The sequence below is a fragment of the Microbacterium sp. GbtcB4 genome, assembly GCF_019091465.1.
GTDB classification, from domain to species: domain Bacteria; phylum Actinomycetota; class Actinomycetes; order Actinomycetales; family Microbacteriaceae; genus Microbacterium; species Microbacterium paraoxydans.
Genome location: NZ_JAGXJJ010000001.1, coordinates 408374 through 429346, shown reverse-complemented (window position 1 = coordinate 429346; position 20973 = coordinate 408374). Strand labels below are relative to the sequence as shown.

Annotated in this window: 21 protein-coding genes; 12 read left to right on the top strand and 9 right to left on the bottom strand. The window is 70.7% G+C overall.

The window, feature by feature from the left end:
* Positions 1-2 precede the first annotated feature (2 nt).
* Positions 3-1187 (bottom strand): zinc-dependent alcohol dehydrogenase, encoded by a 1185-nt coding sequence (locus tag KVS71_RS01945; RefSeq protein WP_060923317.1) that lies wholly within the window; start codon positions 1185-1187, stop codon positions 3-5.
* 104 nt (positions 1188-1291) lie between these two features.
* Positions 1292-2620: a cytochrome P450 gene (locus KVS71_RS01940; RefSeq protein WP_217583338.1), complete on the bottom strand. Its 1329-nt coding sequence runs from the start codon at positions 2618-2620 to the stop codon at positions 1292-1294.
* A gap of 150 nt (positions 2621-2770) precedes the next feature.
* Between KVS71_RS01940 and KVS71_RS01935 the strand changes: the two genes are divergently transcribed.
* Positions 2771-3208: an SRPBCC family protein gene (locus KVS71_RS01935; protein WP_060923431.1), complete on the top strand. Its 438-nt coding sequence runs from the start codon at positions 2771-2773 to the stop codon at positions 3206-3208.
* Positions 3209-3215: 7 nt separating this feature from the next.
* On the opposite strand, the gene KVS71_RS01930 is transcribed toward KVS71_RS01935, so the two are convergent.
* Both KVS71_RS01930 and KVS71_RS01925 read right to left on the bottom strand, forming a co-directional pair.
* A complete protein-coding gene (locus KVS71_RS01930) occupies positions 3216-3914 on the bottom strand; it encodes an aspartate/glutamate racemase family protein (RefSeq protein WP_217583330.1) in 699 nt (232 codons plus the stop codon).
* A 4-nt stretch (positions 3915-3918) separates the two neighbouring features.
* Positions 3919-4740, bottom strand: a complete 822-nt coding sequence (locus tag KVS71_RS01925) for a shikimate 5-dehydrogenase (protein ID WP_217583328.1) — start codon at positions 4738-4740, stop codon at positions 3919-3921.
* 481 nt (positions 4741-5221) lie between these two features.
* Here KVS71_RS01925 and KVS71_RS01920 point away from each other — a divergent pair, with 481 nt between their 5' ends.
* On the top strand, positions 5222-5428 hold the full coding sequence (locus KVS71_RS01920) for a cold-shock protein (RefSeq protein ID WP_017203899.1): 207 nt from the start codon (positions 5222-5224) through the stop codon (positions 5426-5428).
* A 90-nt stretch (positions 5429-5518) separates the two neighbouring features.
* On the opposite strand, the gene KVS71_RS01915 is transcribed toward KVS71_RS01920, so the two are convergent.
* The gene (locus tag KVS71_RS01915; RefSeq protein WP_217583319.1) at positions 5519-6184 is read right to left on the bottom strand and encodes an HAD hydrolase-like protein; all 666 of its coding nucleotides are present in this window, start codon (positions 6182-6184) and stop codon (positions 5519-5521) included.
* Positions 6185-6329: 145 nt separating this feature from the next.
* Between KVS71_RS01915 and KVS71_RS01910 the strand changes: the two genes are divergently transcribed.
* The gene (locus KVS71_RS01910) at positions 6330-6545 is read left to right on the top strand and encodes a hypothetical protein (RefSeq protein WP_217583317.1); all 216 of its coding nucleotides are present in this window, start codon (positions 6330-6332) and stop codon (positions 6543-6545) included.
* Positions 6546-6548: 3 nt separating this feature from the next.
* Here KVS71_RS01910 and nucS read toward each other — a convergent pair whose 3' ends face one another.
* Together nucS and KVS71_RS01900 are read right to left on the bottom strand one after the other, a co-directional pair.
* Positions 6549-7244, bottom strand: a complete 696-nt coding sequence (gene nucS / locus KVS71_RS01905; RefSeq protein ID WP_060923428.1) for an endonuclease NucS — start codon at positions 7242-7244, stop codon at positions 6549-6551.
* 35 nt (positions 7245-7279) lie between these two features.
* The gene (locus tag KVS71_RS01900; protein WP_217583315.1) at positions 7280-8131 is read right to left on the bottom strand and encodes a GAP family protein; all 852 of its coding nucleotides are present in this window, start codon (positions 8129-8131) and stop codon (positions 7280-7282) included.
* A 115-nt stretch (positions 8132-8246) separates the two neighbouring features.
* On the opposite strand from KVS71_RS01900, the gene KVS71_RS01895 reads away from it, so the two are divergent.
* The gene (locus tag KVS71_RS01895; protein WP_217583296.1) at positions 8247-9443 is read left to right on the top strand and encodes a histidine kinase; all 1197 of its coding nucleotides are present in this window, start codon (positions 8247-8249) and stop codon (positions 9441-9443) included.
* Entirely contained in the window at positions 9440-10084 is a 645-nt protein-coding gene (locus KVS71_RS01890) for a response regulator transcription factor (RefSeq protein ID WP_144881621.1), read from the top strand. The genes KVS71_RS01895 and KVS71_RS01890 overlap by 4 nt, the downstream gene beginning before the upstream one ends.
* Before the next feature lies 1 nt (position 10085).
* Here the strand turns inward: KVS71_RS01890 and KVS71_RS01885 are convergent, their stop codons facing one another.
* Positions 10086-11324, bottom strand: a complete 1239-nt coding sequence (locus KVS71_RS01885) for an MFS transporter (RefSeq protein ID WP_217583290.1) — start codon at positions 11322-11324, stop codon at positions 10086-10088.
* Between the two features lie 60 nt (positions 11325-11384).
* On the opposite strand from KVS71_RS01885, the gene KVS71_RS01880 reads away from it, so the two are divergent.
* The gene (locus KVS71_RS01880; RefSeq protein ID WP_217583281.1) at positions 11385-12446 is read left to right on the top strand and encodes a LacI family DNA-binding transcriptional regulator; all 1062 of its coding nucleotides are present in this window, start codon (positions 11385-11387) and stop codon (positions 12444-12446) included.
* Between the two features lie 13 nt (positions 12447-12459).
* On the opposite strand, the gene KVS71_RS01875 is transcribed toward KVS71_RS01880, so the two are convergent.
* The gene (locus KVS71_RS01875; protein ID WP_217583279.1) at positions 12460-13962 is read right to left on the bottom strand and encodes a hypothetical protein; all 1503 of its coding nucleotides are present in this window, start codon (positions 13960-13962) and stop codon (positions 12460-12462) included.
* Positions 13963-14082: 120 nt separating this feature from the next.
* Here KVS71_RS01875 and KVS71_RS01870 point away from each other — a divergent pair, with 120 nt between their 5' ends.
* The 6 genes from KVS71_RS01870 to mnhG are packed head-to-tail and all read left to right on the top strand — an operon-like array spanning position 14083 to position 20425.
* The gene (locus KVS71_RS01870) at positions 14083-17055 is read left to right on the top strand and encodes a Na+/H+ antiporter subunit A (protein ID WP_144881618.1); all 2973 of its coding nucleotides are present in this window, start codon (positions 14083-14085) and stop codon (positions 17053-17055) included.
* Complete coding sequence (locus KVS71_RS01865) at positions 17055-17633, top strand: Na(+)/H(+) antiporter subunit C (RefSeq protein WP_060922026.1); 579 nt, start codon at positions 17055-17057, stop codon at positions 17631-17633. The genes KVS71_RS01870 and KVS71_RS01865 overlap by 1 nt, the downstream gene beginning before the upstream one ends.
* Positions 17630-19183: a Na+/H+ antiporter subunit D gene (locus KVS71_RS01860; protein ID WP_060922025.1), complete on the top strand. Its 1554-nt coding sequence runs from the start codon at positions 17630-17632 to the stop codon at positions 19181-19183. Before KVS71_RS01865 ends, KVS71_RS01860 begins: the two co-directional genes overlap by 4 nt.
* On the top strand, positions 19180-19773 hold the full coding sequence (locus KVS71_RS01855) for a Na+/H+ antiporter subunit E (protein ID WP_060922024.1): 594 nt from the start codon (positions 19180-19182) through the stop codon (positions 19771-19773). Before KVS71_RS01860 ends, KVS71_RS01855 begins: the two co-directional genes overlap by 4 nt.
* Positions 19770-20039 (top strand): monovalent cation/H+ antiporter complex subunit F, encoded by a 270-nt coding sequence (locus KVS71_RS01850; protein WP_025105196.1) that lies wholly within the window; start codon positions 19770-19772, stop codon positions 20037-20039. Before KVS71_RS01855 ends, KVS71_RS01850 begins: the two co-directional genes overlap by 4 nt.
* On the top strand, positions 20036-20425 hold the full coding sequence (gene mnhG, locus KVS71_RS01845) for a monovalent cation/H(+) antiporter subunit G (RefSeq protein WP_144881617.1): 390 nt from the start codon (positions 20036-20038) through the stop codon (positions 20423-20425). Before KVS71_RS01850 ends, mnhG begins: the two co-directional genes overlap by 4 nt.
* Positions 20426-20973: the final 548 nt, after the last annotated feature.

The window sequence follows — 20973 nt, the reverse complement described above, 5'->3', positions numbered from 1 at the left end:
CGTCAGGCGGCGGAGGGGTGCAGTACGACCTTGATGCAGCCGTCCTTCTTCTCCTGGAACGTCCGGTACAGCTCCGGGGCGTCCTCCAGCGCCGCGTGATGCGTCGTCAGATCCATCACGCCCAGCGGATCCGACGGGTCCTCGACGAGCGGGAGGAGATCGTCGATCCAGTTCTTCACGTTGCACTGGCCCATCCGCAGGCTGATCTGCTTGTCGAAGAGGGTCTTCATCGGCAGGATGTCGGCATCGCCCGCATACACACCGCTCAGCGAGATCGTCCCGCCGCGGCGGACGGCGTCGATCGAGGCGTAGACGGCAGCGAGCCGATCCACCCCGGCCTTGTCGAGCATCTGCCGCGCTGCGGGATCGGGCAGCAGGCCGACCGCCTTCTGCAGGAACTCCACACCGCTGTTGCCGTGCGCCTCCAGGCCCACCGCATCCACCACGGCATCCGCACCCCGTCCCTCGGTCGCGTCGCGGATCTCTTCCACGGTCGTGTCGGTGAGGTCGAGCGTCTCGATGCCGTGCCGCTCCGCCATCGCCCGTCGTTCCGCCACCGGTTCGACGGCGATGACGCGGTTGCCGCGGTGCCGGGCGATCCGGCTGACGAACTGCCCGACGGGGCCGAGACCCATCACCGCGAGGGTCCCGCCTTCGGGAAGCTGCGCGTACTCCACGCCCTGCCAGGCCGTCGGCAGGATGTCGCTGAGGAAGAGGTAGCGCTCATCCGGCAGGTCCGGTGCGACCGGGATGTGGTTGTAGTCCGCTAGCGGCACGCGGAGGTATTCGGCCTGCCCGCCGGGGACCTGGCCGTAGAGCTTGGTGTAGCCGAAGAGAGCTGCGCCGCTGCCGTACTTCCGCACCTGGGTCGTCTCGCACTGCGATTGCAGCCCGCGGAGGCAGAAGAAGCACACCCCGCAGGAGATGTTGAAGGGGATCACCACGCGGTCACCGGGCTTCAGCTTCGTGACGTTCGCGCCGACCTCCACCACGACGCCCATCGGCTCGTGCCCGAGTATGTCGCCGCGGTCGAGGAACGGCCCCAGGAGCTCGTAGAGGTGCAGGTCGGATCCGCAGATGGCCGACGAGGTGATCCGGACGATGGCGTCCGCCGGCTGCTGGATGACCGGGTCGGCGACCTCCTCCACCGTCACGTTCCGTTTGCCCTGCCAGGTGAGTGCCTTCATCATGTCCTCCACGTCTCGATGTCCGTCGTCCCTCCACGCTCTCGGGCGCGCCGCAGCATGGCCACCCGGTTGACAGGCCGTGGACGACGTGCGATCCCCGGGACTCAGTGGAAGGGGCAGCCGCGCCCGGAGCCGGAGGCGCGCACCCGCGCTCCGGACGTGGGCTTGGTGGGCAGGCGGCGGCGATTCACGTCGAGCCCCTCGTCGAGCACCGTCAGCTCCGGGTCGCTCAGGACGGCGACGGCGGCGGAGAGCCCGGCGATGACGAGCTTCTCGCCGGGGCAGCGGTGGCCGGAGGCGACGTCGCCCCCGCCCTGGGGGACGAAGGTCGTGATCTCCTCGTAGTCGTCCACGTCGGTGAACCGCTCGGGGGCGAAGCGCTCCGGGTGGGACCACGACCGCTCGTCGGTGTTCGTGCCGAGGATGTCGAGGACGACCCGGCCGCCCTCCGGGACCGTGACGCCGTCGATCTCGACCTCGGCGATGGTACGACCAGGCAGCATCGGCACGAACAGTCCGGTCCGCCGCACCTCCTGCGCGAACAGGACGGCCAGCGTGCCCCCGACCAGGGCGCCGCGCTCCGTCGTCTCCGCTGCGATCCGGGTACGCCACTCGGGGTGGTCGTGCAGCTGCTTCGCGGCGAAGGCCACGAACCGCGCGGCGGCGATCATCGGACGGATGCTGTTCTGCAGCTCGACGCCGGCCACCTGGGCGGGCAGAAGCTCGCCGTTCTCGTCGCGATGCGCGGCCCACAGGGCGAGCGCGGTGCCCTCCGGCGCCGCCAGATCGCCGGCGCGGACGGCTTCGATGAGGCGGCGCGCATGACGGTCCGAGAAGATCCGGTTCGCGAACGCCTCGACGTAGGCGGGGGAGTAGGGGGCGCCGAACCCGTCCACGATCTGCGCGAGGCGCGCGGCCCAGCGGGTCTGCGCCGCCGGCGTGCCCGGGAGCCCGGCCCAGCGCATCATGGCGCGCCCGAAGGCGCCGACGGCCGCGTCGTAGGCGCTGCGGGTGCCGCCGGCGCGCCACTCCTCGCGCTCGGCCGCCCATTCCCGTTCGAGGAACGGTGTGAGCCGTTCGACCTGCGCATCCTCGTACGCGGCTTGGACGAAGGTGGCCTTGCGGTGGCGGTGGGCGGTGCCGTCGAGCGCGTGCACGGAACCGTGCCCGAACAGGGGCTCGCGGACGATCCCCGGCATGGCGCCGGCACGGGCGATGCGGCTCTCGTCGTAGAACAGCTCCACACCCTCGGCACCGCGGACGAAGGCCGCCGGGTGCCCGAGGAGGCGCATCGGGGCCGACCGGGCGCCGGGGCGGACTCGGCGCCAGATGCGCTCGCCGAAGTCGTAGCCGCGGGTGAGCAGCGCCGGCGAGTCCTCGTGCAGGGCCGCGTCGACACCGTCGGAGAGTCGGGAAGTCAGTCGCTGAAGCATGATCCGACCCTGTCACGCGCCCGTGCGGCAGCCCAAGGGGGAGGCGTCCTCGGACCGATTGTGCTAGCCGGGACGGTCGGTGTCGCCGATGTCAAGCACCTGCCCGAGTGAGGTTCGCGGCGCGCAGGATGGGGGCAGAACGGAGGAACCATGGCCACCAACACCCGCGACCTGACGTGCACCACCCATGACGTGTTCCGCGTGCTGGCGAACGGCTGGCTCTACCCCGCGTGGGTGGTCGGCGCCTCCCGCATGCGCGACGTGGACGACTCCTGGCCCGCGGCCGGGGCCCAGCTGCACCATTCGGTCGGCACGTGGCCCGCGCTCCTGGACGACACCACCGAACTGGTGGAGTGGCACCCGCCGCACCGTGCGGTCATGCGGGCGCGCGGCTGGCCGGTAGGAGAGGCGCAGGTGACGATCCGCGCGCGGACGACCCCGACGGGATGCCAGGTGCGCATCGACGAGGAGCCCGTCAAGGGCCCGGCGACGATCCTGCCCCGATTCCTGACCACGCCGATGCTCCGCTGGCGGAATGCGGAGACGCTGCACCGGCTCGGCTACCTCGCCGAGGGCCGCGCGTCCTGACACGCGTTCAGCGCGTCGGCGCCATCGCGGCCGCGACGGCCGCCTCCACATGCAGGGCGGTCGTCGGGAACACCGGCACCGATGTATCCGCCGCGGAGACGAGGAGCTCGATCTCCGTGCACCCGAGGATCACGCCGCCCACGCCGCGGGCGATGAGCCGGTCGATGACCTCGACGTAGCGACGGCGCGATTCGTCGCGGATGATCCCGTGGACGAGCTCGTCGTAGATGACCGCGTGCACCACGCGGCGGTCGTCCGCCTCCGGCACGATGGTCTCGATGCCGTGAGCGGCGAGGCGTGCGGCGTAGAACGGCCGCTCCATCGTGAAGGCGGTGCCCAGCAGCCCGACCCGACCGAGCCCCGCGTCGGTCACCGCGGCGGCCGTCGCGTCCGCGATGTGGAGGAACGGGATGTCGACGGCGGCAGCGATGCGGTCGGCGACCAGATGCATGGTGTTCGTCGCGAGGACGAGCAGTTCGGCGCCGGCGGTCTGAAGCGCCTGTGCGCGGGCGGCGAGGAGTCCGGCGGCGGCGTCCCAGTCGTCGTGAGCCTGCATCGCCTCGATGTCGGCGAAGTCGAGGGAGTCGAGCAGGATGCGGGCGGAGTGGTGTCCGCCGCGCAGGGCGCGGACGCGTTCGTTGGCCAGGCGGTACCACTCCAGCGACGACTCCCAGCTCATGCCGCCGAGCACGCCGATGGTCTTCATCGGGTCACGCCCCCGCCCGCATGAACTCCTCGGCGGCGCGCACCTGCTCCGCGGACGGACGGATGCCGGTGTACAGGACGAACTGCTCCAGTGCCTGTCGCGTCGCGACCTCGGCGCCCGTGATCACCGTCTTGCCCGCGGCCCGTCCGGCGGCGATGAGCGGCGTCTCGGCGGGCAGGGCGACGACGTCGAACACGACGGCGGCGGCGGCGATGGCCGGTTCCGGGAAGGCGACCGCGTCCGCCTCCGCGCCCCCGGCCATGCCGATCGGGGTGACGTTTACGAGCACGTCAGCCGTCGCGTCTCCGACCTCCGCACGCCAGGCGAACCCGTACAGCTCGGCGAGGGCGCGTCCCGCCGTCTCGTTCCGGGCGACGACGGTCACGTCCGTGAAGCCGGCGTCGCGGAACGCGGCGGCCGTCGCCTTCGCCATGCCGCCCGAACCGCGGAGGAGGACCGACGATGCCGGGTCGAGGTCGTTCTCCGCGATCAGCTGCGCGATCGCCGCATAGTCGGTGTTGTGGGCCGTGAGCACGCCGTCGTCGTTCACGATCGTGTTGACGGAGTCGATGGCCTGTGCCGAGGGGTCCATGCGGTCGACGAGCGCGATGACGTCCTCTTTATAGGGCATCGAGATCGCGCACCCGCGGATGCCGAGGCCGCGCACCCCTGCGATGGCCTGCGCCAGATCGGTCGGCGCGAACGCCTTGTAGATCCAGTTCAGACCGAGGACCTCGTACAGGTGGTTGTGGAAGCGCGTGCCGTTGTTGCTCGGCCGCGCGGACAGCGAGATGCAGAGCGTCATGTCCTTGTTCAGCATGGTCACCGAATCAGGCTACCCCTGCGTCTGTCAAGGTCCATGGCGGGAGATCGCGTCCTCCCCTATGGTGAAAGTGCATGCAAGGGGATCGATCGTCTACGCCTCTCCCCAGGAGGCGGAGGCCCTCCCCACGGGCCGGGCGATCCGTGCATGCGATTGGGCCCTCTCGAGTAGTTCAGTCCCCAATGAACTCCTCGAGAGGGCCGCTACCCGGCCGTCCGCCACGAACATTTTTCAAATTTGTCCCCCAAAAGGGGGACAAGAAGCGCGCGGAGGGGTTAGGCTGTTTCTGACGCACCCTCCGGTCGTCTTCGGCCCTCATCGCTCCCCCCGCGGTGAGGGCCACACCATTTTCCGGGCGTGTCCGCTCGTGCAACATTTGGATTACCTTCTCGCAACGGCTATTCCGCCGGGGGTCCCCTCCACTAGCGTTAGCGATGTCGGTGCACCCCTGCGTCGGCTTCTACATCAGCAGAACAGGCAGTACATGAGCACCCAGGGCACGGTCAAGTGGTTCAACTCGGAGAAGGGCTTCGGCTTCATCTCCCCCGACGACGGAGGCGCTGACGTCTTCGCGCACTACTCCGCCATCCAGTCATCCGGCTACCGCTCTCTCGAAGAGAACCAGCGGGTCGAGTTCGATGTGGCGCAGGGCCCCAAGGGCCTGCAGGCAGAGAACATCCGCCCCGTCTGAGGCGGAAGCAACACCGGGAACTCCCCGTCGGAATCACGCGCAGGCGCTGACCCGGCGGGGAGTTTCGTCTTCCTGACGGCCTGGGGCCGGTCAGGGCAGCAGGAGTGCGCGCAGCTCGTCGACGCTCGTGACGCGGAACGCCGCGTCGTCGCCCTCGTGCGGGTCGCTGAATCCCCAGCCCACGAAGATCACGGGCACGCCGTTGGCGAGACCGCCCTCGACGTCGTGGTGCCGGTCGCCCACGAGGACCGGGCGGGAGGTGTCGGCACCGAGCGCGCGCAGCCGGCGCAGCGCCTCGGCCACGATGTCCGTCTTGGACGCGAGCGTGGCCTCGTCCGGCGTCGCGCCCACGGTCGTGAGGAACGACGGCCGGAGTCCGAAGTGATCGACCAGCGCGTCGACCTGGTTCTCGGGCTTCGAGCTCGCCGTCGCCTGGGGGACTCCCGCCGCGTGCAGGTCGTGGATCAGCTCGGCGACCCCCGGATACGTCTGCACGTCGGTCGTGTACCCGTCCGCCTTGCCGAGGGTGCGGTAGAACGCCACCGCCTCGGCCGACTGCTCCGGCGTCATCCCCGCCTGGTCCTGGAAGGACTGGAACATGGGAGGGCCGATCCAGTGCACGAGCTCCTCGCGCGTCGGCGCCGGGTGGCCGAAGTGCGTCAGGGCGATGTTCAGGCGACGCAGGATCCCGACCGAGGCGTCGACGATGGTCCCGTCGACGTCCCAGAGCACACACGAGTAAGGCGAAGAGGGCATGCCTCCAGCCTACGGTCCCGCGAACGGGTGCCCGCCCGTCCTGCACAGGTGTGCACGAAACGGGTTCATCCACCGAACGCGGGAAGGCCCTTCACGCCGATCTAGAGTCGTGACAGCGGCGGGATCACGGGTGAGAATGGGGGCCATGTACGTGTCGGTGGAAGTCATCACGATGCTGGCGACGGCCGCGACGACTCTCGTCGCGATCATCAGCGGATTCGGCTGGATGATCGGTCGGATGGACGCGCGCTTCTCCGCGGTGGACGCGAAGTTCGACCGGATCGAGCGCGAGCTCACCGAGGTGAAGATCGCGATCGCGCGGCTGGAGGGCCCGCGGCCGCGCCTGGTCTCGACGCGCTGAGGGTCAGAAGAGGCGGGGGATGCCCGACTCGATGCCCTTCATGTCGTCGTAGTCGAGCACGAGGCAGCGGATGCCGCGATCCTCGGCGAGCACGCGGGCCTGCGGCTTGATCTCCTGAGCGGCGAACACGCCCTGCACCGGGGCGAGGTGGGGGTCGCGTCCCAGGAGCTCGAGGTAACGGGTGAGCTGCTCGACGCCGTCGATGTCGCCGCGGCGCTTGACCTCGACCGCGATCGCCACGCCGTCGGCGTCGCGCACCAGCAGGTCGACCGGGCCGATGGCCGTGGGGTACTCGCGACGGACCAGGGTGGCGCCCTCGGCGACGCGGTCCACCTGCTCCGCGAGCAGGCGCTGCAGGTCGGCCTCGACGCCGTCCTTCTGCAGCCCGGGGTCGATCCCGAGTTCGTGGCTGGAGTCGTGGATGACCTCGTAGATCTGCACGCGGAGGGCATCGCCGGTCTTTTTGTGGGTCACGCGCCACACCTCGACGACGCCGGCGCCGGCCTCCTCCTCGCCCGGTTCCTCGGTCGCGAGCACGCACGGCGGGCTCATCCAGTTCAGCGGCTTGTAGCTGCCGCCGTCGGAGTGCACGAGCAGACTCCCGTCACCCTTGTGCACGAGCAGGCGGGTGGCGAGCGGAAGGTGGGCGTTGAGTCGGCCGGTGTAGTCGACCGAGCAGCGGGCGATGACGAGACGCACCCGACGAGCCTACTTCGTCGTCGCCGGGGTCGCGGTCAGAAGATCGCGTCGAAGAGTCCCAGCTCGGTGGCGGCCGACCGGGCGATGAGGAAGCCGATGATGCCGATGATCCACGCCGTGTTCTCCGCGCCCGTCCGCTCCATCCAGGCGGCGAAGCGCTCCAGTGGGCGCTGCACGAGCGGGGCCGCCACCAGTCGCAGCACGAGGAGCACGAGCGCCGGGAGGATCATCAGCGCGCAGTACCCGGCGAGGGAGAGCACCCGGAGCGGCGTGTCGACGCCGGCGTCCGCGAGCATCGTCATCGCCACGATGTAGGGGAGCATCGTCGCGACCTCCACGAGTCCGGCGGCGATGGCGACGGCCATGACCGCGAACCCCCGGGTCTGCGGGTCGAGCAGGCGTTCCCGCCACCGAGCGATCCGACCGGGACGCGGTGCGGTCGTCGCGGTGGCGGTCGAGGGAACGGGTGGGTGTGCCGGGGCGATCGACCCGGACAGCGGTTCGCTGCCCGGGTCGCCGGAGCCGGTCGCCGCGGTGGTGGCCCCGCGCGCTCCGCCCGGCGCCGCTTCCGCAGGCTTCGTCGGCATCACGAAGGCGGTGACGAGAAGGGCGGCGCCGACGACGAGACGGGTGATCATGCCCGCGGGAGAGCTCAGGAAGGCGGAGGCGACGTCGACGAGGTTCACCAGGCCCCAGAGGAAGAGGAGGCCGACCACGAGATAGAACACGGCGATCGTCGCGAGATAGAGGAGGATCCGTCCGGCGCGCACCCGGCCGGGATGCAGCAGCAGGAAGACCGGGATGAGCAGCGTCCCGACGCTCAGGCCGTCGATGAGCGCGAGCACGGCGAGGGAGAGGGGCAGCGGGAGCCCGCCGAAGAGTTCCATGCCTCCACGATTGCGACGGCTCGGCATGCGCGGATCGGGCGAAAGTCGGGGTCGTCCGGATGCTCTCATCCTTTGGTCGGATGCGACGCCGTCCGCGCCGTGATTGCATGAGGGCATGCACGATCCGGCCGACGGAGGGCCCGCCGCCTGGTACCGGCGGCACCGGTGGTGGGTGGACCCGCTGGGCATGGCCGCTCTCGCGACGGTCATGGCGGCGCTCGGGTTCCACGGCATCTGGGGACCGTTCTCCCTGCTGCCGGAGGATGTCTCGCCGTGGTGGGCGCTGGTTCTCGCGATCCCGGCCTGCGCTCTCGCCCTCGGCAAGCGGCGTCATCCGTGGACGGTGCTCGCGCTCGTCGCCGGGCTCTTCGTCGCCGACCTCCTCACCGTCGGCGGCGTCGGGACGCTCGTGGTGCTGCTGGACGTGCTGTGGACGGCGGCCTTCCTCGCCGGCCCCCGCGGGCGCCGCGTGCTGCTCGTGCTCCTGGGCGTGGCGACCGTCGCCCTCTTCCTCGCCGCCCTGCTCGTCTCGGCGGCGACTCCCGCGGTCGCGGTGCTGTTCGCGGTGCAGTTCGGCGCGATCTTCGGTACGGACTACTGGTGGGCGGTGGCGGTGTCGCAGGCGCACGAGCTGGCCGACCTTCACCGTCAGCGGGCGGAGGACGCCGCAGCGACCGCCGCCCGGGACCGGGCGCAGGCCGTCCAGCGCGAGCGCGAGGCGATGGCGCGCGAACTGCACGACGTGGTGGCCGGGCATGTGATGGCCATGGCGATCCGGGCGGAGGCGGCGCTCGCAGCGCCCCCGACGCGGGGGGACGATCGCGCCGCTCTGCAGGCCGTGCGCGATGCCGGGCTGGACGCGCACGGAGCCCTGCGCACCATGATCGGGGTGCTGCGCCGCGGCGACGGGGCGCTCGCGCCGACCCCGGGATGGGCCGACCTCGCGGGTCTCGCCGCGGAGGCCCGACGCTCGGGCTTGGACGTGCGCCTCGCCGTCGAGGACCCGGGTGCGCTCGGCGGCGGCGGAGAGCAGGCGGTCGTGCGGGTGGTGCGCGAGGCACTGGGTAACTGTGTCCGCCATGCCAACGGTGCCGTGGTCGAGGTGACCATCGGCCCGGTCGACGAGCAGGCCCGCGTCGCGGTGCGTTCGCGGGGCGGCGCGCCGACCGTCACCGCCGGGCACGGCGGCGAGGGGTGGGGGCTGCAGATGCTGCGGGAGCGCATCACCGCCCTCGGCGGGACGTTCCGCGCCGGTGCGGAACCCGACGGCTGGCTGGTCGAGGCGCGACTGCCGGTGGGGGGTCGGTCATGACCGCACCGACCGTGCTGCTCGCCGACGACCACGGCGCGATCAGGGCCGGCCTGCGCATCATGCTGGAGACGCACGACATCACTGTCGTCGGGGAGGCCGCGGATGGCGAGGTGGCCGTGCGCAATGCCGCGGCGCTCCGGCCGGATGTCGTCCTCATGGATCTGCGCATGCCGGGGCGCGACGGGGTCTCGGCCACCCGCGAGATCGTCGAGCGCGGACTGGGGGATGTGCTCGTCCTGACGAGCTTCGACGAGGACGAGCTCGTGCTCGCGGCGATCCGGGCGGGAGCGGTCGGATTCCTCCTGAAGACCGTCGATGCGCCGACTCTCGTCCAGGCGGTGCGCGCCGTCGCCGTCGGAGACGGGGCGCTGGACCCGCGGGTCACCCGCCGCGCGCTCGCGGCAGTGGCGGCGTCCGCTCCGGAGCCCACGCCGATGACGACGTTCGCGCTGCCGGAGCTGACGCCCCGGGAGCGCGACGTCCTCGACGGGATCCTGCAGGGGTGGTCGAACGCCCAGCTCGCCGCGCGCCTGCGGATCTCCATCCCGACGGTGAAGACGCACGTCTCGAACGTCCTCACCAAGCTCGGCGCGCGCAGCCGGTCGCACGCGGCCGCGCTCGTCCGCGGGGTCGAGGACTGAGTCAGCGCTCGACGGTCGGGACCGCCGGAGCCTTCTCCTCGGCGCGCAGCGGTCGGGCGGCGCCGGAGAACAGACCCGAGAGCACCACGAGCGCGACGAGGATGAAGAGCGTGTTGAGCAGTCCGATGTGCTCGCTGATGACCCCGAGCACCGGCGGGCCGCCGAGGAACGCCACATAGCCGATGGTCGCGGCCGCGCTCACCCGTGCGGCGGCCTTGGCCGGATCGTCCGCCGCGGCCGACATGCCGAGGGGGAAGCCGAGCGACGCGCCGATGCCCCACAGCGCCGCGCCGACGAGGACCAGCGGCAGCGTGGGCGCGAGGATGAACAGGAGGATTCCGGTGGCGGCGGTCGCGGCCAGGATGCGCAGCACCAGCACCCGGCCGAAGCGGTCCACGAGCGGCCCGCCGAAGAGGCGGACCACGGTCATGCCGACGGAGAAGACCGCCAGGGCGACGGCCCCTGTGCCCTCCGCGAAGCCGTGTCCCTGCTCGGTGCCCAGGGCGATCCAGTCGTTGGCGCCGCCCTCCGCGAAGGACATGCCGAGCATGACGGTTCCCAGCAGGTACGTGCGCGGCTCGCGCCAGGCCTCGAGCGCGATGTGCATCCGCTGACGGAACGGGGGCTTCTCGTGGTCCTCGGGGTCGAGAGCGGCCTCCCGCACGGGCACCTGGAAGAAGCAGACGACGGCGATGACGGCGATGAGGACGCCCATCGACACCGCGTGCGTGCCGACGTCGACCTTGAGGGCAGCGGCGAGGGCGCCGATGCCGGCGCCGAGCACGGTGCCGAAGCTGAAGAACGCATGGAAGACCGGCAGGATGGTGCGGCCCATCTGCTGTTCGATGGCGGTGGCCTCGACGTTCATCATGACGTCGACGCAGCCGTTGCCGAAGCCGAAGAGCACCATGCCGATGAGGACGACAGGCACCGACCCGAAGACGGTCGCGCCGAGGCCGACGAGGGCGATGCCCGTGGCGAACGTGAGCATCGCCAGGAGCATGCCGCGCCGCGCACCGGTCCGCGCCATCACGGCAGGGCTCGTGGAGATGCCGAGGATGGACGCGACGCCCATGCCGAGCAGGATGAGGCCGACCTGCGCGTTGTCGAGGTCGAGCGCCTCCTTGATCCCCGGCACGCGGGACGCCCAGGTCGCAATCGAGAGTCCGCTGGCGAGGAAGATGGCGAAGATCGCGGTGCGCCAGCGCACGAACTGCGAGCGGGTGAGGGCGGTGTCCATGGCGGACAGCCTATCGAATCGATTCGACCTTGCGCGACCGAACCGGGCTATCCTCGGAGTATGACCAGGGAGACGCCGCGCCGGCCCACGATCGCCGATGTGGCTCGCGAGGCGGGGGTCGCCACCTCGACCGCGTCGGTCGTCTTCAGCGGCAAGGCCAAGGTCGCACCCGCCACCCGCGACCGGGTGCTCGCCGCCGCGACCGACCTCGGCTACACGGGGCCCGACCCGCGCGCCGCCTCCCTCCGTCGCGGTCGCAGCGGCATCGTGGCGGTGGTCCTCGAGGGGCACCTGCGCGCGGCCTTCCTCGACCCCGTGACGACCGCCATGATGGACGGCCTCACCGACGGCCTGACCGATCTCAGCGCCGGCATCCTCCTCATGCGCGACGAGCCCGGCGAGGACGGCTCGGCCATCGCGAGCGCCCCCGTCGACGCGGTGGTGCTCATCGGCTGCTCGGGCCGTACCCGCGCGTCTCTCGAGATCGTGCGTGGACGGGGTCTCCCCGTCGTCGTCATCGAGGGGGACGCGGGGCTCGACGTCCCGCGCATCACCCTGGACAACGTCGCCGCCTCCGCCGAGATCGCCCGCCACGTGCGCGACCTCGGACACCGGGACGTCGCGCTCGTCACGCTCTCGCTGGACGCCGAGCGCGAGCGCACCCTCATCACGCCGGAGCGTCTGGCCCACGCCACCGTCGACGTAACGGTCGACCGCCTGGCCGGCATGCGGGAGGTCTTCCCTGACGCTCCGGCGATCTCGGCCTCGGGCAGCCTCATCGACGAGGGCATCCTCGTCGGGCGGATGCTGCTCACCGATGCCGACACCCGCCCGACCGCGGTGCTCGCGCAGAGCGACCTGCTGGCCGTCGGTGTGATCCGCGCCGCGGAGGAGCTCGGACTCCGCGTTCCCGAAGACCTCTCGGTCGCGGGTTTCGACGGCATCCCCCTCGACGGCCTCGGCGATCTCACCCTCACCACGAGCGTGCAGCCGGCGGTGGAGAAGGGCAGGGCGGCGGGAGAGCAGGTCGCCCGGATGCTGCGCGGTGAGCCGGGCGTCACGCAGGACCTGCACTGCGTCTTCCGCGCCGGCACCACGACCGCACCGCCTCCGTCGCGCTGACGGCGCGCACCGGTCAGGAGTGGGCGGGCCCGAGAGGAAGCGTCGCCGGCGCGTAGTCGAGGATGCGATACCGCCCGCACGCGATGACGGCTGTCGGGGCCGCAGCGGTCGGCAGGTTCCACGCCACCGTCTGCGCATCCTCGATGAGGAACGAGACCTCCCCCGCCGCGAAGTCGCGACGATCGACGAGCCACGCGTAACCGCGGAGCTCATGATCGACCTGCACGAGCCGGGCCGGATCGGCCGCGTGCAGCTTGGGGAGCCGGACGGTCCAGAACTGTCCGGCACCGGTGCGCCCTGACGAATCCACCCAGTCCGTCACACAGGCGAGGTCCGCGTCGGGCGCGCTCGCCGCCTGCACGATGCGGGGTACGGACACGGAGCCGCCGGCGAGAAGGGCGATGGCGACGACGGCGGAGACGACCCGCGGCAGCGTGGCTCGCCGCATCCGGACGCGCGGCAGGGTGACGAGGGCGAGGACCGGGGCGAAGGCGAGAGGTTGCAGGTACCGCGCTGCGTGGGTTCCCGCCGCGATGCCGCCGACGAGCACGACGAGCGGGAGTGCCCAGGCGGCGGTGGTCACCAGGCGGTCACCCGCGTCCGACGAGCGGGCCGACCGCACGACCGCGAGGACCATCAGCGCCAGCACGGCCATCGCGCCGAGCACCCCGCCGGGGGAGGACAGCCGATCGATCGCGAGGCCGGCGTAGTACGCGGCGGAGTGGATCCATTCCGCCGGTTGGATGTAGCCGGCACCGGAGTTCGCGATCCATGCCGAGAAGGGAATGCGACCGAGGAAGCCCAGGATGCTGCCGCCGACCAGCGACGCGATCAGCGCGAGACCGCGGCGCCGGATAGCGAGCGTGGTGAGACAGAGGCCGCCCAGGACGAGGGAGAGCGGCACCGTGGCCCAGGCGGCGAACAGCGGATTGCTGAGGGTCGCCACCGCCGCGACCACCCCGAGTCCGAGCGGGAGCGCGACGGTGCCGGCAGGGCGATCGAGGAACCGCCGACACAGGCCGACGGCCAGTACGACGGCCACGACGGTCGCGGAGTAGTACGTCGTCGTCAGCACCAGCGACGCGAGCTCGAGCGCGTCTCGTGACGGCGAGGACTCCGTGACGATGAGGAGACAGAACACGGCGAGGGCGCCGACCGCCCAGGCGACCGATGCGCGACCCTCGACGCGCCGCCCGGCGGCGAGACGGATCGCCCCGTAGAGCGCGAGGACGTTGACCACCGCGTTGGCCGCGAGCACGCCGTTCACGTCGAACGGCAGCACGGCGTCGAGGGCCGTGAACACCGCGATCTCGGGGAGGAAGAGCACGCTGGACAGCGCCCAGTCGCCCCCGCCCCCATCCAGGACCGATCGGCCGACGAGGGCCACGATCAGCGAGTCCCCGTCGTCGAACATCAGGACCGAGCGCGGCGAGGAGACGAGGTGTCCGACGGCGACGAGCGCCAGCGCCAGCGCGGCCGCCCACCCCGCCAGTTCGCGTCCCCAGACCCGCCGCATGCGACCACTCTGACATGCGATCTCGGAGCTCGCGGGGCCGACAGGCGTCTCGGCCCGGTAAACTGGACCGACACCGCCCGCCTGAGCCGCACGGCCGACGAGCCCCGAGGAGCCGCGTATATGCTGATGCTCCTCGCAGTGTTCCTTCTCGGGTCGCTCTTGATGCCCGTTCTGGTGCGCTGGCTGGGAGCTCAGGCTTTCGCCGTCGCCGCCCTCGTCCCGGCTGCCGCATTCGTGCACGCGCTCGTGCTCACGCCGCAGGTGCTCGACGGCCCCGTGCCGTTCGTCTCGGTGCCGTGGATCCCGCAGCTCGGACTGAACCTGTCCATGAACATGGACGTCCTCGGGTGGGTTCTCACGCTCATCGTCACGGGCGTCGGCGCGCTCGTGCTCCTCTACTGCCGCTGGTACTTCCACGACGAGGCCGCCGGCATCGGGCAGTTCGCGGGCGTCCTCCTCGCGTTCGCGGGGGCGATGTACGGCCTCGTCCTCACCGACGACCTCGTGATGCTCGTGATGTTCTGGGAGGCCACGAGCATCCTCTCCTACCTCCTCATCGGTCACTACCGTCGCCGCGCCGCCAGCCGCCGTGCCGCGCTGCAGGCCCTCCTCGTGACCACCCTGGGCGGACTGGTGATGTTCGTCGGCGTCGTGCTGCTCGTCGTCGACACCGGGACGTCGAGCATCCGGGAGATCCTCGCCATCGCGCCGACCGGCCCCATCGTCGATGCGGCGATCGTCATGCTCCTGATCGGCGCCATCAGCAAGTCGGCGCTGTTCCCCTTCCACTTCTGGCTTCCCGGCGCCATGGCGGCCCCGACCCCGGTCAGCGCCTACCTGCACGCCGCGGCCATGGTGAAGGCGGGCATCTACCTCATCGCCCGCTTCGCGCCCATCTTCGCCTTCAGCCCGACGTGGCGGCCGATCGTGCTCACGCTCGGCATCCTCACCATGCTGCTCGGTGGCATCCAGGCGCTGCGGGAGACCGACCTCAAGCGCGTGCTCGCGTTCGGCACCGTGAGCCAGCTCGGCTTCTTCGCGGTGGTCGTCGGCTACGGCACGCAGGCGGCGGCGCTCGCCGGCCTCGCGCTGGTGATCGGGCACGCGCTGTTCAAGTCGGCGCTCTTCCTCATCGTCGGCGTGATCGACCGGCAGCTCTCCACGCGTGACGTGACCGAGCTCTCCGGCGTCGGCCGCCAGGCACCGGTCATGGCCACGGCCGCGTTCATCGCCGTGGCGTCGATGGCCGGGGTGGCTCCGACCATCGGATTCGTGGCGAAGGAGTCGACGCTCACGGCGCTGCTGGACGATGCGCTGGGCGGGTCGGCGTGGGGCCTCGTCGCCCTGATCGGCGTCGCTCTCGGATCCATGCTCACTGCGGCATACGGCGTCCGCTTCCTCTGGGGGGCGTTCTGGACCAAGCGCGATGCCGAAGGACAGCGGCAGCCGGACACGGTCTGGCCCGACCCCCCGGTGGGTTTCCTCTCCGCGCCGATCATCCTCGCCGGAGTGACGCTCGCCGCCGGTATCGGCGCCCCCGCGCTCGACGTCGCCCTCCAGCCGTATGCGCTGACCGCGACGCCGGGACTCGACCACGAGGGGGCAGCCGTCGAGGGACCGGGGCACCTCGCGCTCTGGCACGGCCTCGAGCCCGCCCTCGGCATCTCGATCCTCTCGATCCTGCTCGGCATCGGGCTCTTCCTCCTCACGAGGCGGACCGGGTGGGACCGGCGCCCGCGACTGCTGCCGTTCACGGCGGCCGACGCCTACTACGTGGTGATGCGCGGCATCGACCGGCTGTCGGTGCTGAGCACGACGCTCACCCAGCGCGGTTCGCTGCCCGTGTACGTGGGGACGATCTTCGTCGTCTTCGTCGCCGCCGAGGTCACCGCGCTCGTGGCGAGCGACATCGACCGCTATCAGCTCTCGCTGTGGCACACGCCGGCCCAGCTCGCCGTCGCCCCGATCATGGCCGTGGCCGGCGTCGTGGCGGTGCGCGCCCGCAAGCGCTACACCGGCGTCGTGCTCGCCTCGGTCACCGGTCTCGGCATGGTGGTCCTCTTCGCCACCAGCGGCGCACCGGATCTCGCGCTCACCCAGATCCTCGTCGAGACGGTGACGATGGTGACCTTCGCGCTCGTCCTGCGCCGACTGCCGGCGCGCATGGGCGAGCACAACGCCTCCGTGAGCCGCATCCCGCGCGCTCTCCTCGGCATCGGCGTCGGCCTCACCATGGCGTTCGTGGCCGTCGTCGCGACCCAGTCCCGCGTGGCCGACCCGATCTCGGCGATCTTCCCGGAGATCGCGTACGAGATCGGCCACGGCAAGAACGTCGTGAACGTGGCACTCGTCGACCTCCGCGGCTGGGACACGATGGGCGAGCTCTCCGTGCTCGTGCTCGCCGCGACCGGTGTCGCCTCACTCGTGTTCGTCACGCACCGCGCCGATCTCCTCGCCGCCACGAAGACGCTGCCACGCTCGGTGCGGAAGTCCGCGCGCAGTCGGCCACTCGTGGAGACCACGGACGGCGTGCGCTTCCAGACCGCGGAGAACCGATCGGCGCCGCGCGCCTGGCTCGTCGGCGGCCAGAAGATGAAGCCGGAGAACCGGTCGATCCTGCTCGAGGTCATCGTCCGCATCCTGTTCCACACGATCATCGTCGTGTCGATCTTCCTGCTCTTCGCCGGGCACAACCTCCCCGGCGGCGGCTTCGCGGGCGGGCTCGTCGCCGGCATGGCGCTCGTCATGCGCTACATCGCGGGAGGGCGCTGGGAACTGGGCGCCGCGGCGCCGACCGATGCCGGTCGCCTCCTCGGCACGGGCCTGATCCTCGCCGTGGGCACCGCGGTCGTGCCGCTGTTCTTCGGCCTCGCACCGCTCACCAGCACCTTCTGGGAGTGGGAGATCCCCGGCATCGGGCACATGGAGTTCGTCACCTCGACGATCTTCGACATCGGCGTCTACCTCGTCGTGATCGGGCTCGTGCTCGACGTGCTGCGCAGCCTCGGTGCGGAGGTCGACCGGCAGGCGGCGCTCCGCCCCGGCGAGAGCACCGCCGTCGACTTCTCCTCGCGGACCGGGGGGAACGGCTGATGGACGTCTCGCTCGCCCTCATCGCGATCATGGCCGTGCTCTTCGCCTGCGGCGTGTACGCGATGCTGGAGCGCAGCCTCACCCGCGTCCTCATCGGCTTCCTCCTGCTCGGCAACGCCACGAACCTGCTGCTCCTGATCGTGATGGGCGTGCCGGGCAACGCGCCGTTCTTCGGTACCGAGGGCGATCTGAGCGACCCGCTGCCGCAGGCCCTGACGCTCACCGCCATCGTCATCACGTTCGCGGTCTCCGCGTTCCTGCTCGCGCTCATCTACCGGTCGTGGCAGCTCGGCCAGGCGGACACGGTCGAGGACGACGAGGCCGACATCGCGCTGCGCGCGCGCACCGACGAAGACGAAGACCTCATGGACGACGAGTCCGAGACGGACGACGACGACGCCACGACCGACTTCGTGGGCGTGCAGACCGCGCCGATCACCGTCCTGCACATGCGCGACAACCCGGCCATCCACGATGACGCGCCGTATGACGCGCCCTACGTGCCCGAGCCGGAGCCCGAACCCGACGGCGCTGCAGACCGGGACGACGACACGACAGACGGGGAGGGCAGGCCATGACCACGCTCGTCCCGCTCCTCGTCGCCCTGCCGCTCCTCGGTGCGGCGATCACCCTCGTCTTCGGTCGCAACGCGCGCCTGCAGGTGTTCGTCACCGTCGCCACGCTCGCGGTCGTGTCCGTCATCGCGGCCGTGCTGCTCGTCGTCGTCGACGCGGGCTCCCCCCTGGCGGTCTCCGTGGGCGGATGGCCGGTGCCGTTCGGCATCGTCCTCTACGTCGACCGTCTCGCCGCGCTCCTGGTGCTCGTCTCCAGCGTGGTGCTGCTCGCGGTCCTCCTCTTCTCGATCGGTCAGGGTGTGGCCGACGGGGCGGATGAGACCCCGATCTCGATCTTCAACCCCTCGTACCTGATCCTCGCCGCCGGCATCTTCAACGCCTTCATCGCGGGCGACCTGTTCAACCTGTACGTCGGGTTCGAGATCCTCCTCGTGGCCTCCTACGTGCTCATCACCCTGGGCAGCACCGAGTCCCGCATCCGCACCGGTGCCGTCTACATCGTCGTCTCTCTCGTGTCGTCGATCCTGTTCCTCGCGTCGATCGCGATGATCTACGGCGCCCTCGGCACGGTCAACATGGCCCAGATCGCCGAGCGGATGTCGGAGCTCCCGCAGGACACGCAGCTCGTCCTGCACCTCATGCTCGTGGTCGCCTTCGGGATCAAGGCCGCGATCTTCCCCGTGTCGTTCTGGCTGCCCGACTCCTATCCGACGGCCCCCGCGCCGGTCACCGCCGTGTTCGCCGGCTTGCTGACCAAGGTCGGCGTGTACGCGCTGATCCGGACGGAGACCCAGCTCTTCGCCTCGAACAGCATCGACACGCTGCTGCTCATCATCGCGCTGGCGACGATGATCGTCGGCGTCCTCGGCGCCGTCGCGCAGGCCGAGCTCAAGCGGATCCTGTCGTTCACGCTCGTCAGCCACGTCGGCTACATGATCTTCGGTCTCGCGATCGCGACCCCGGCGGCGATCGGCGCGACCGTGTACTACATCGTCCACCACATCGTCGTGCAGACCACCCTGTTCCTCGCGGTGGGACTCATCGAACGCCGGGCCGGCAGCACCTCCATCCTCCGGGTCAAGGGCCTGCTGAAGATCGCCCCCGTCATCGCCCTGCTGTACTTCATCCCCGCGATCAACCTCGGTGGTCTGCCTCCGTTCTCCGGGTTCATCGGCAAGTTCGCCCTGTTCGAGGCCGCGGCCTCCGTGGGCACTCCGCTCATGATCGTGCTCATCTTCGGCGGCATCATCACGTCGCTGCTCACCCTCTACGCGCTCATGAGGGCCTGGAACCTCGCGTTCTGGCGTGAGGAGGAGGACTCGACCGAGACCGAGGGGCGCATCTCGTACCTCACCGGAGCCCCCGCCGCGGATGAGCAGCAGGAGCGCCGGCACATCCCGAGGATCATGACCGTGGCCACCGCCGGGATGGTCACCGTGACGGTGGCCCTGACGATCTTCGCCGGACCGCTGTACGCTCTGTGCGACCGTATCGGGGCGGGCCTGCTGCAGCCGGTCAACCTCGTCCAGCTGGAAGACGAGGTGGAGGGATGAGCCCCGAGACCAAGAGCGTCTGGCGGGACATCGGCATGCAGCTGCCGTTCCTCGCCTGGCTGATCGTGCTGTGGATGCTGCTGTGGGCCCAGTTCACCGTGCTCTCCTTCCTCACGGGGCTCGTGGTGGCGATCTTCGTGACGCGGGTGTTCCGCCTGCCCACGGTCGAGCTCTCCGGGCGCATCAACCTCTGGTACGGCGCGCTGTTCGTCGTGCAGTTCCTCTTCGCGATCCTCCGTGGCGCGCTCTCGGTGACCGTGCAGGTGTTCGACTTCCGCCGGCAGCCCGGCACCGCCATCATCGCGGTGCCGCTTCGCTATGCCGACGACCTCGTCATGACGCACGTCGCCGTGGTGTCGTCGCTCATCCCGGGCTCCCTGGTGGTCGAGGCCGATCGCGACCGCGGGATCCTCTACCTGCACGTGATCGGCGTGCGCAACCGGGAGGATGTCGAGAAGCAGCGGCAGGGCGTGCTCGGCTGGGAGAAGCGCATCGTCCGGGCGCTCGGCAATCCGACCCAGTACCGGGCGCTCAAGGCCGACGAGCGTGCCGGCCGCATCGACCCCGCGACGATCGGCGGTGCCCGATGAACACCCTGCTCCTCATCATCCTCGCCGTGTTCGGTGTGGCCGCGATCCTCGCCGTCATCCGCATCGTCCGCGGTCCGTCGATCCTCGACCGTGCCGTCGCCGCCGACGTGCTGCTGACCGAGGTCATGTGCGTGCTCGGCGCCGAGATGGCCATCAACGGCCACACCCGCAACATCCCCGTGCTCCTCATCATCGCGGCGGTCGGTGTGTTCGGATCGATCGCGGTCGCCCGGTTCGTCGCGAGAAGGGACAACACGACACCATGAACGTGTTCGGTCTGATGATCCCTGACGCCGTCGTCGACGGGGCGGTGCTCGTGCTCATCCTGCTCGGGGCGATCCTCTGCCTCTCCGCGTCCGTGGGGCTCCTGCATTTCCGCGACGTGCCCACGCGACTGCACGCCGCGACGAAGCCGCAGGTGCTCGGGCTACTGCTGATCTGCGTCGCGATCGCTCTGTCGCAGCGGTCCGTCGGCGGTGTGCTGTTCGGCCTCGTGCTCGTCGCCCCCGTGGTGCTCATGCAGTTCGCGACCGCGCCTCTGTCCGCGCACATGGTCGGTCGCCAGGCCTACCGCAACGGCACGATCGAGCAGCGGGGTCTCGTCGTCGACGAGCTCGCCGAGTCGAAGCAGACCCCTCCCGCCGCCGGCTGACCGCCCTCGCCGCCGACGTAGCCGGTTCCGCCCGCTGTCGGTTCACAACTCAGGAGATCTGCGGCGTCATCGGGCCGCGCGTGCGCTCAGGTCGGATGGGGGATGGATACTCCTGAATTGTGAACGCCGTGCGCGGCCCCCACTTCTCCTCCACCGCCTCGCGATCCGGAGCGGACACTCCACATCCGGCCTCACTCCCCGTCCCGCCGTGTCGCGCCGGGCATCCTCCGGGATGTGATCGCCCACTCCAGACCCCAGCGCGCAACAGAGGTCTTCGACTCCACGGTCTTCACTCGAGCGGATCTTCGCTCCGCGGGGCTGAGGGGGCGTGAGCTGACCGCCCTGGTGCGGAGCGGGCGGCTTCTGCGACTGCGTCGGGACCGATACGCCCGCCCGGATGTGGATCCTGTCGTCGCGGAGGCCGTGCGCATCGGAGGTCGCGTCACCTGCGTCTCCCTTCTTCAGCTGCTCGGGGTGTTCGTGCTCGCGGCCCACGGGGTGCACGTGCAGGTCGATCCCCATAGCTCGCGGTTGGGGCGTCGAGACGC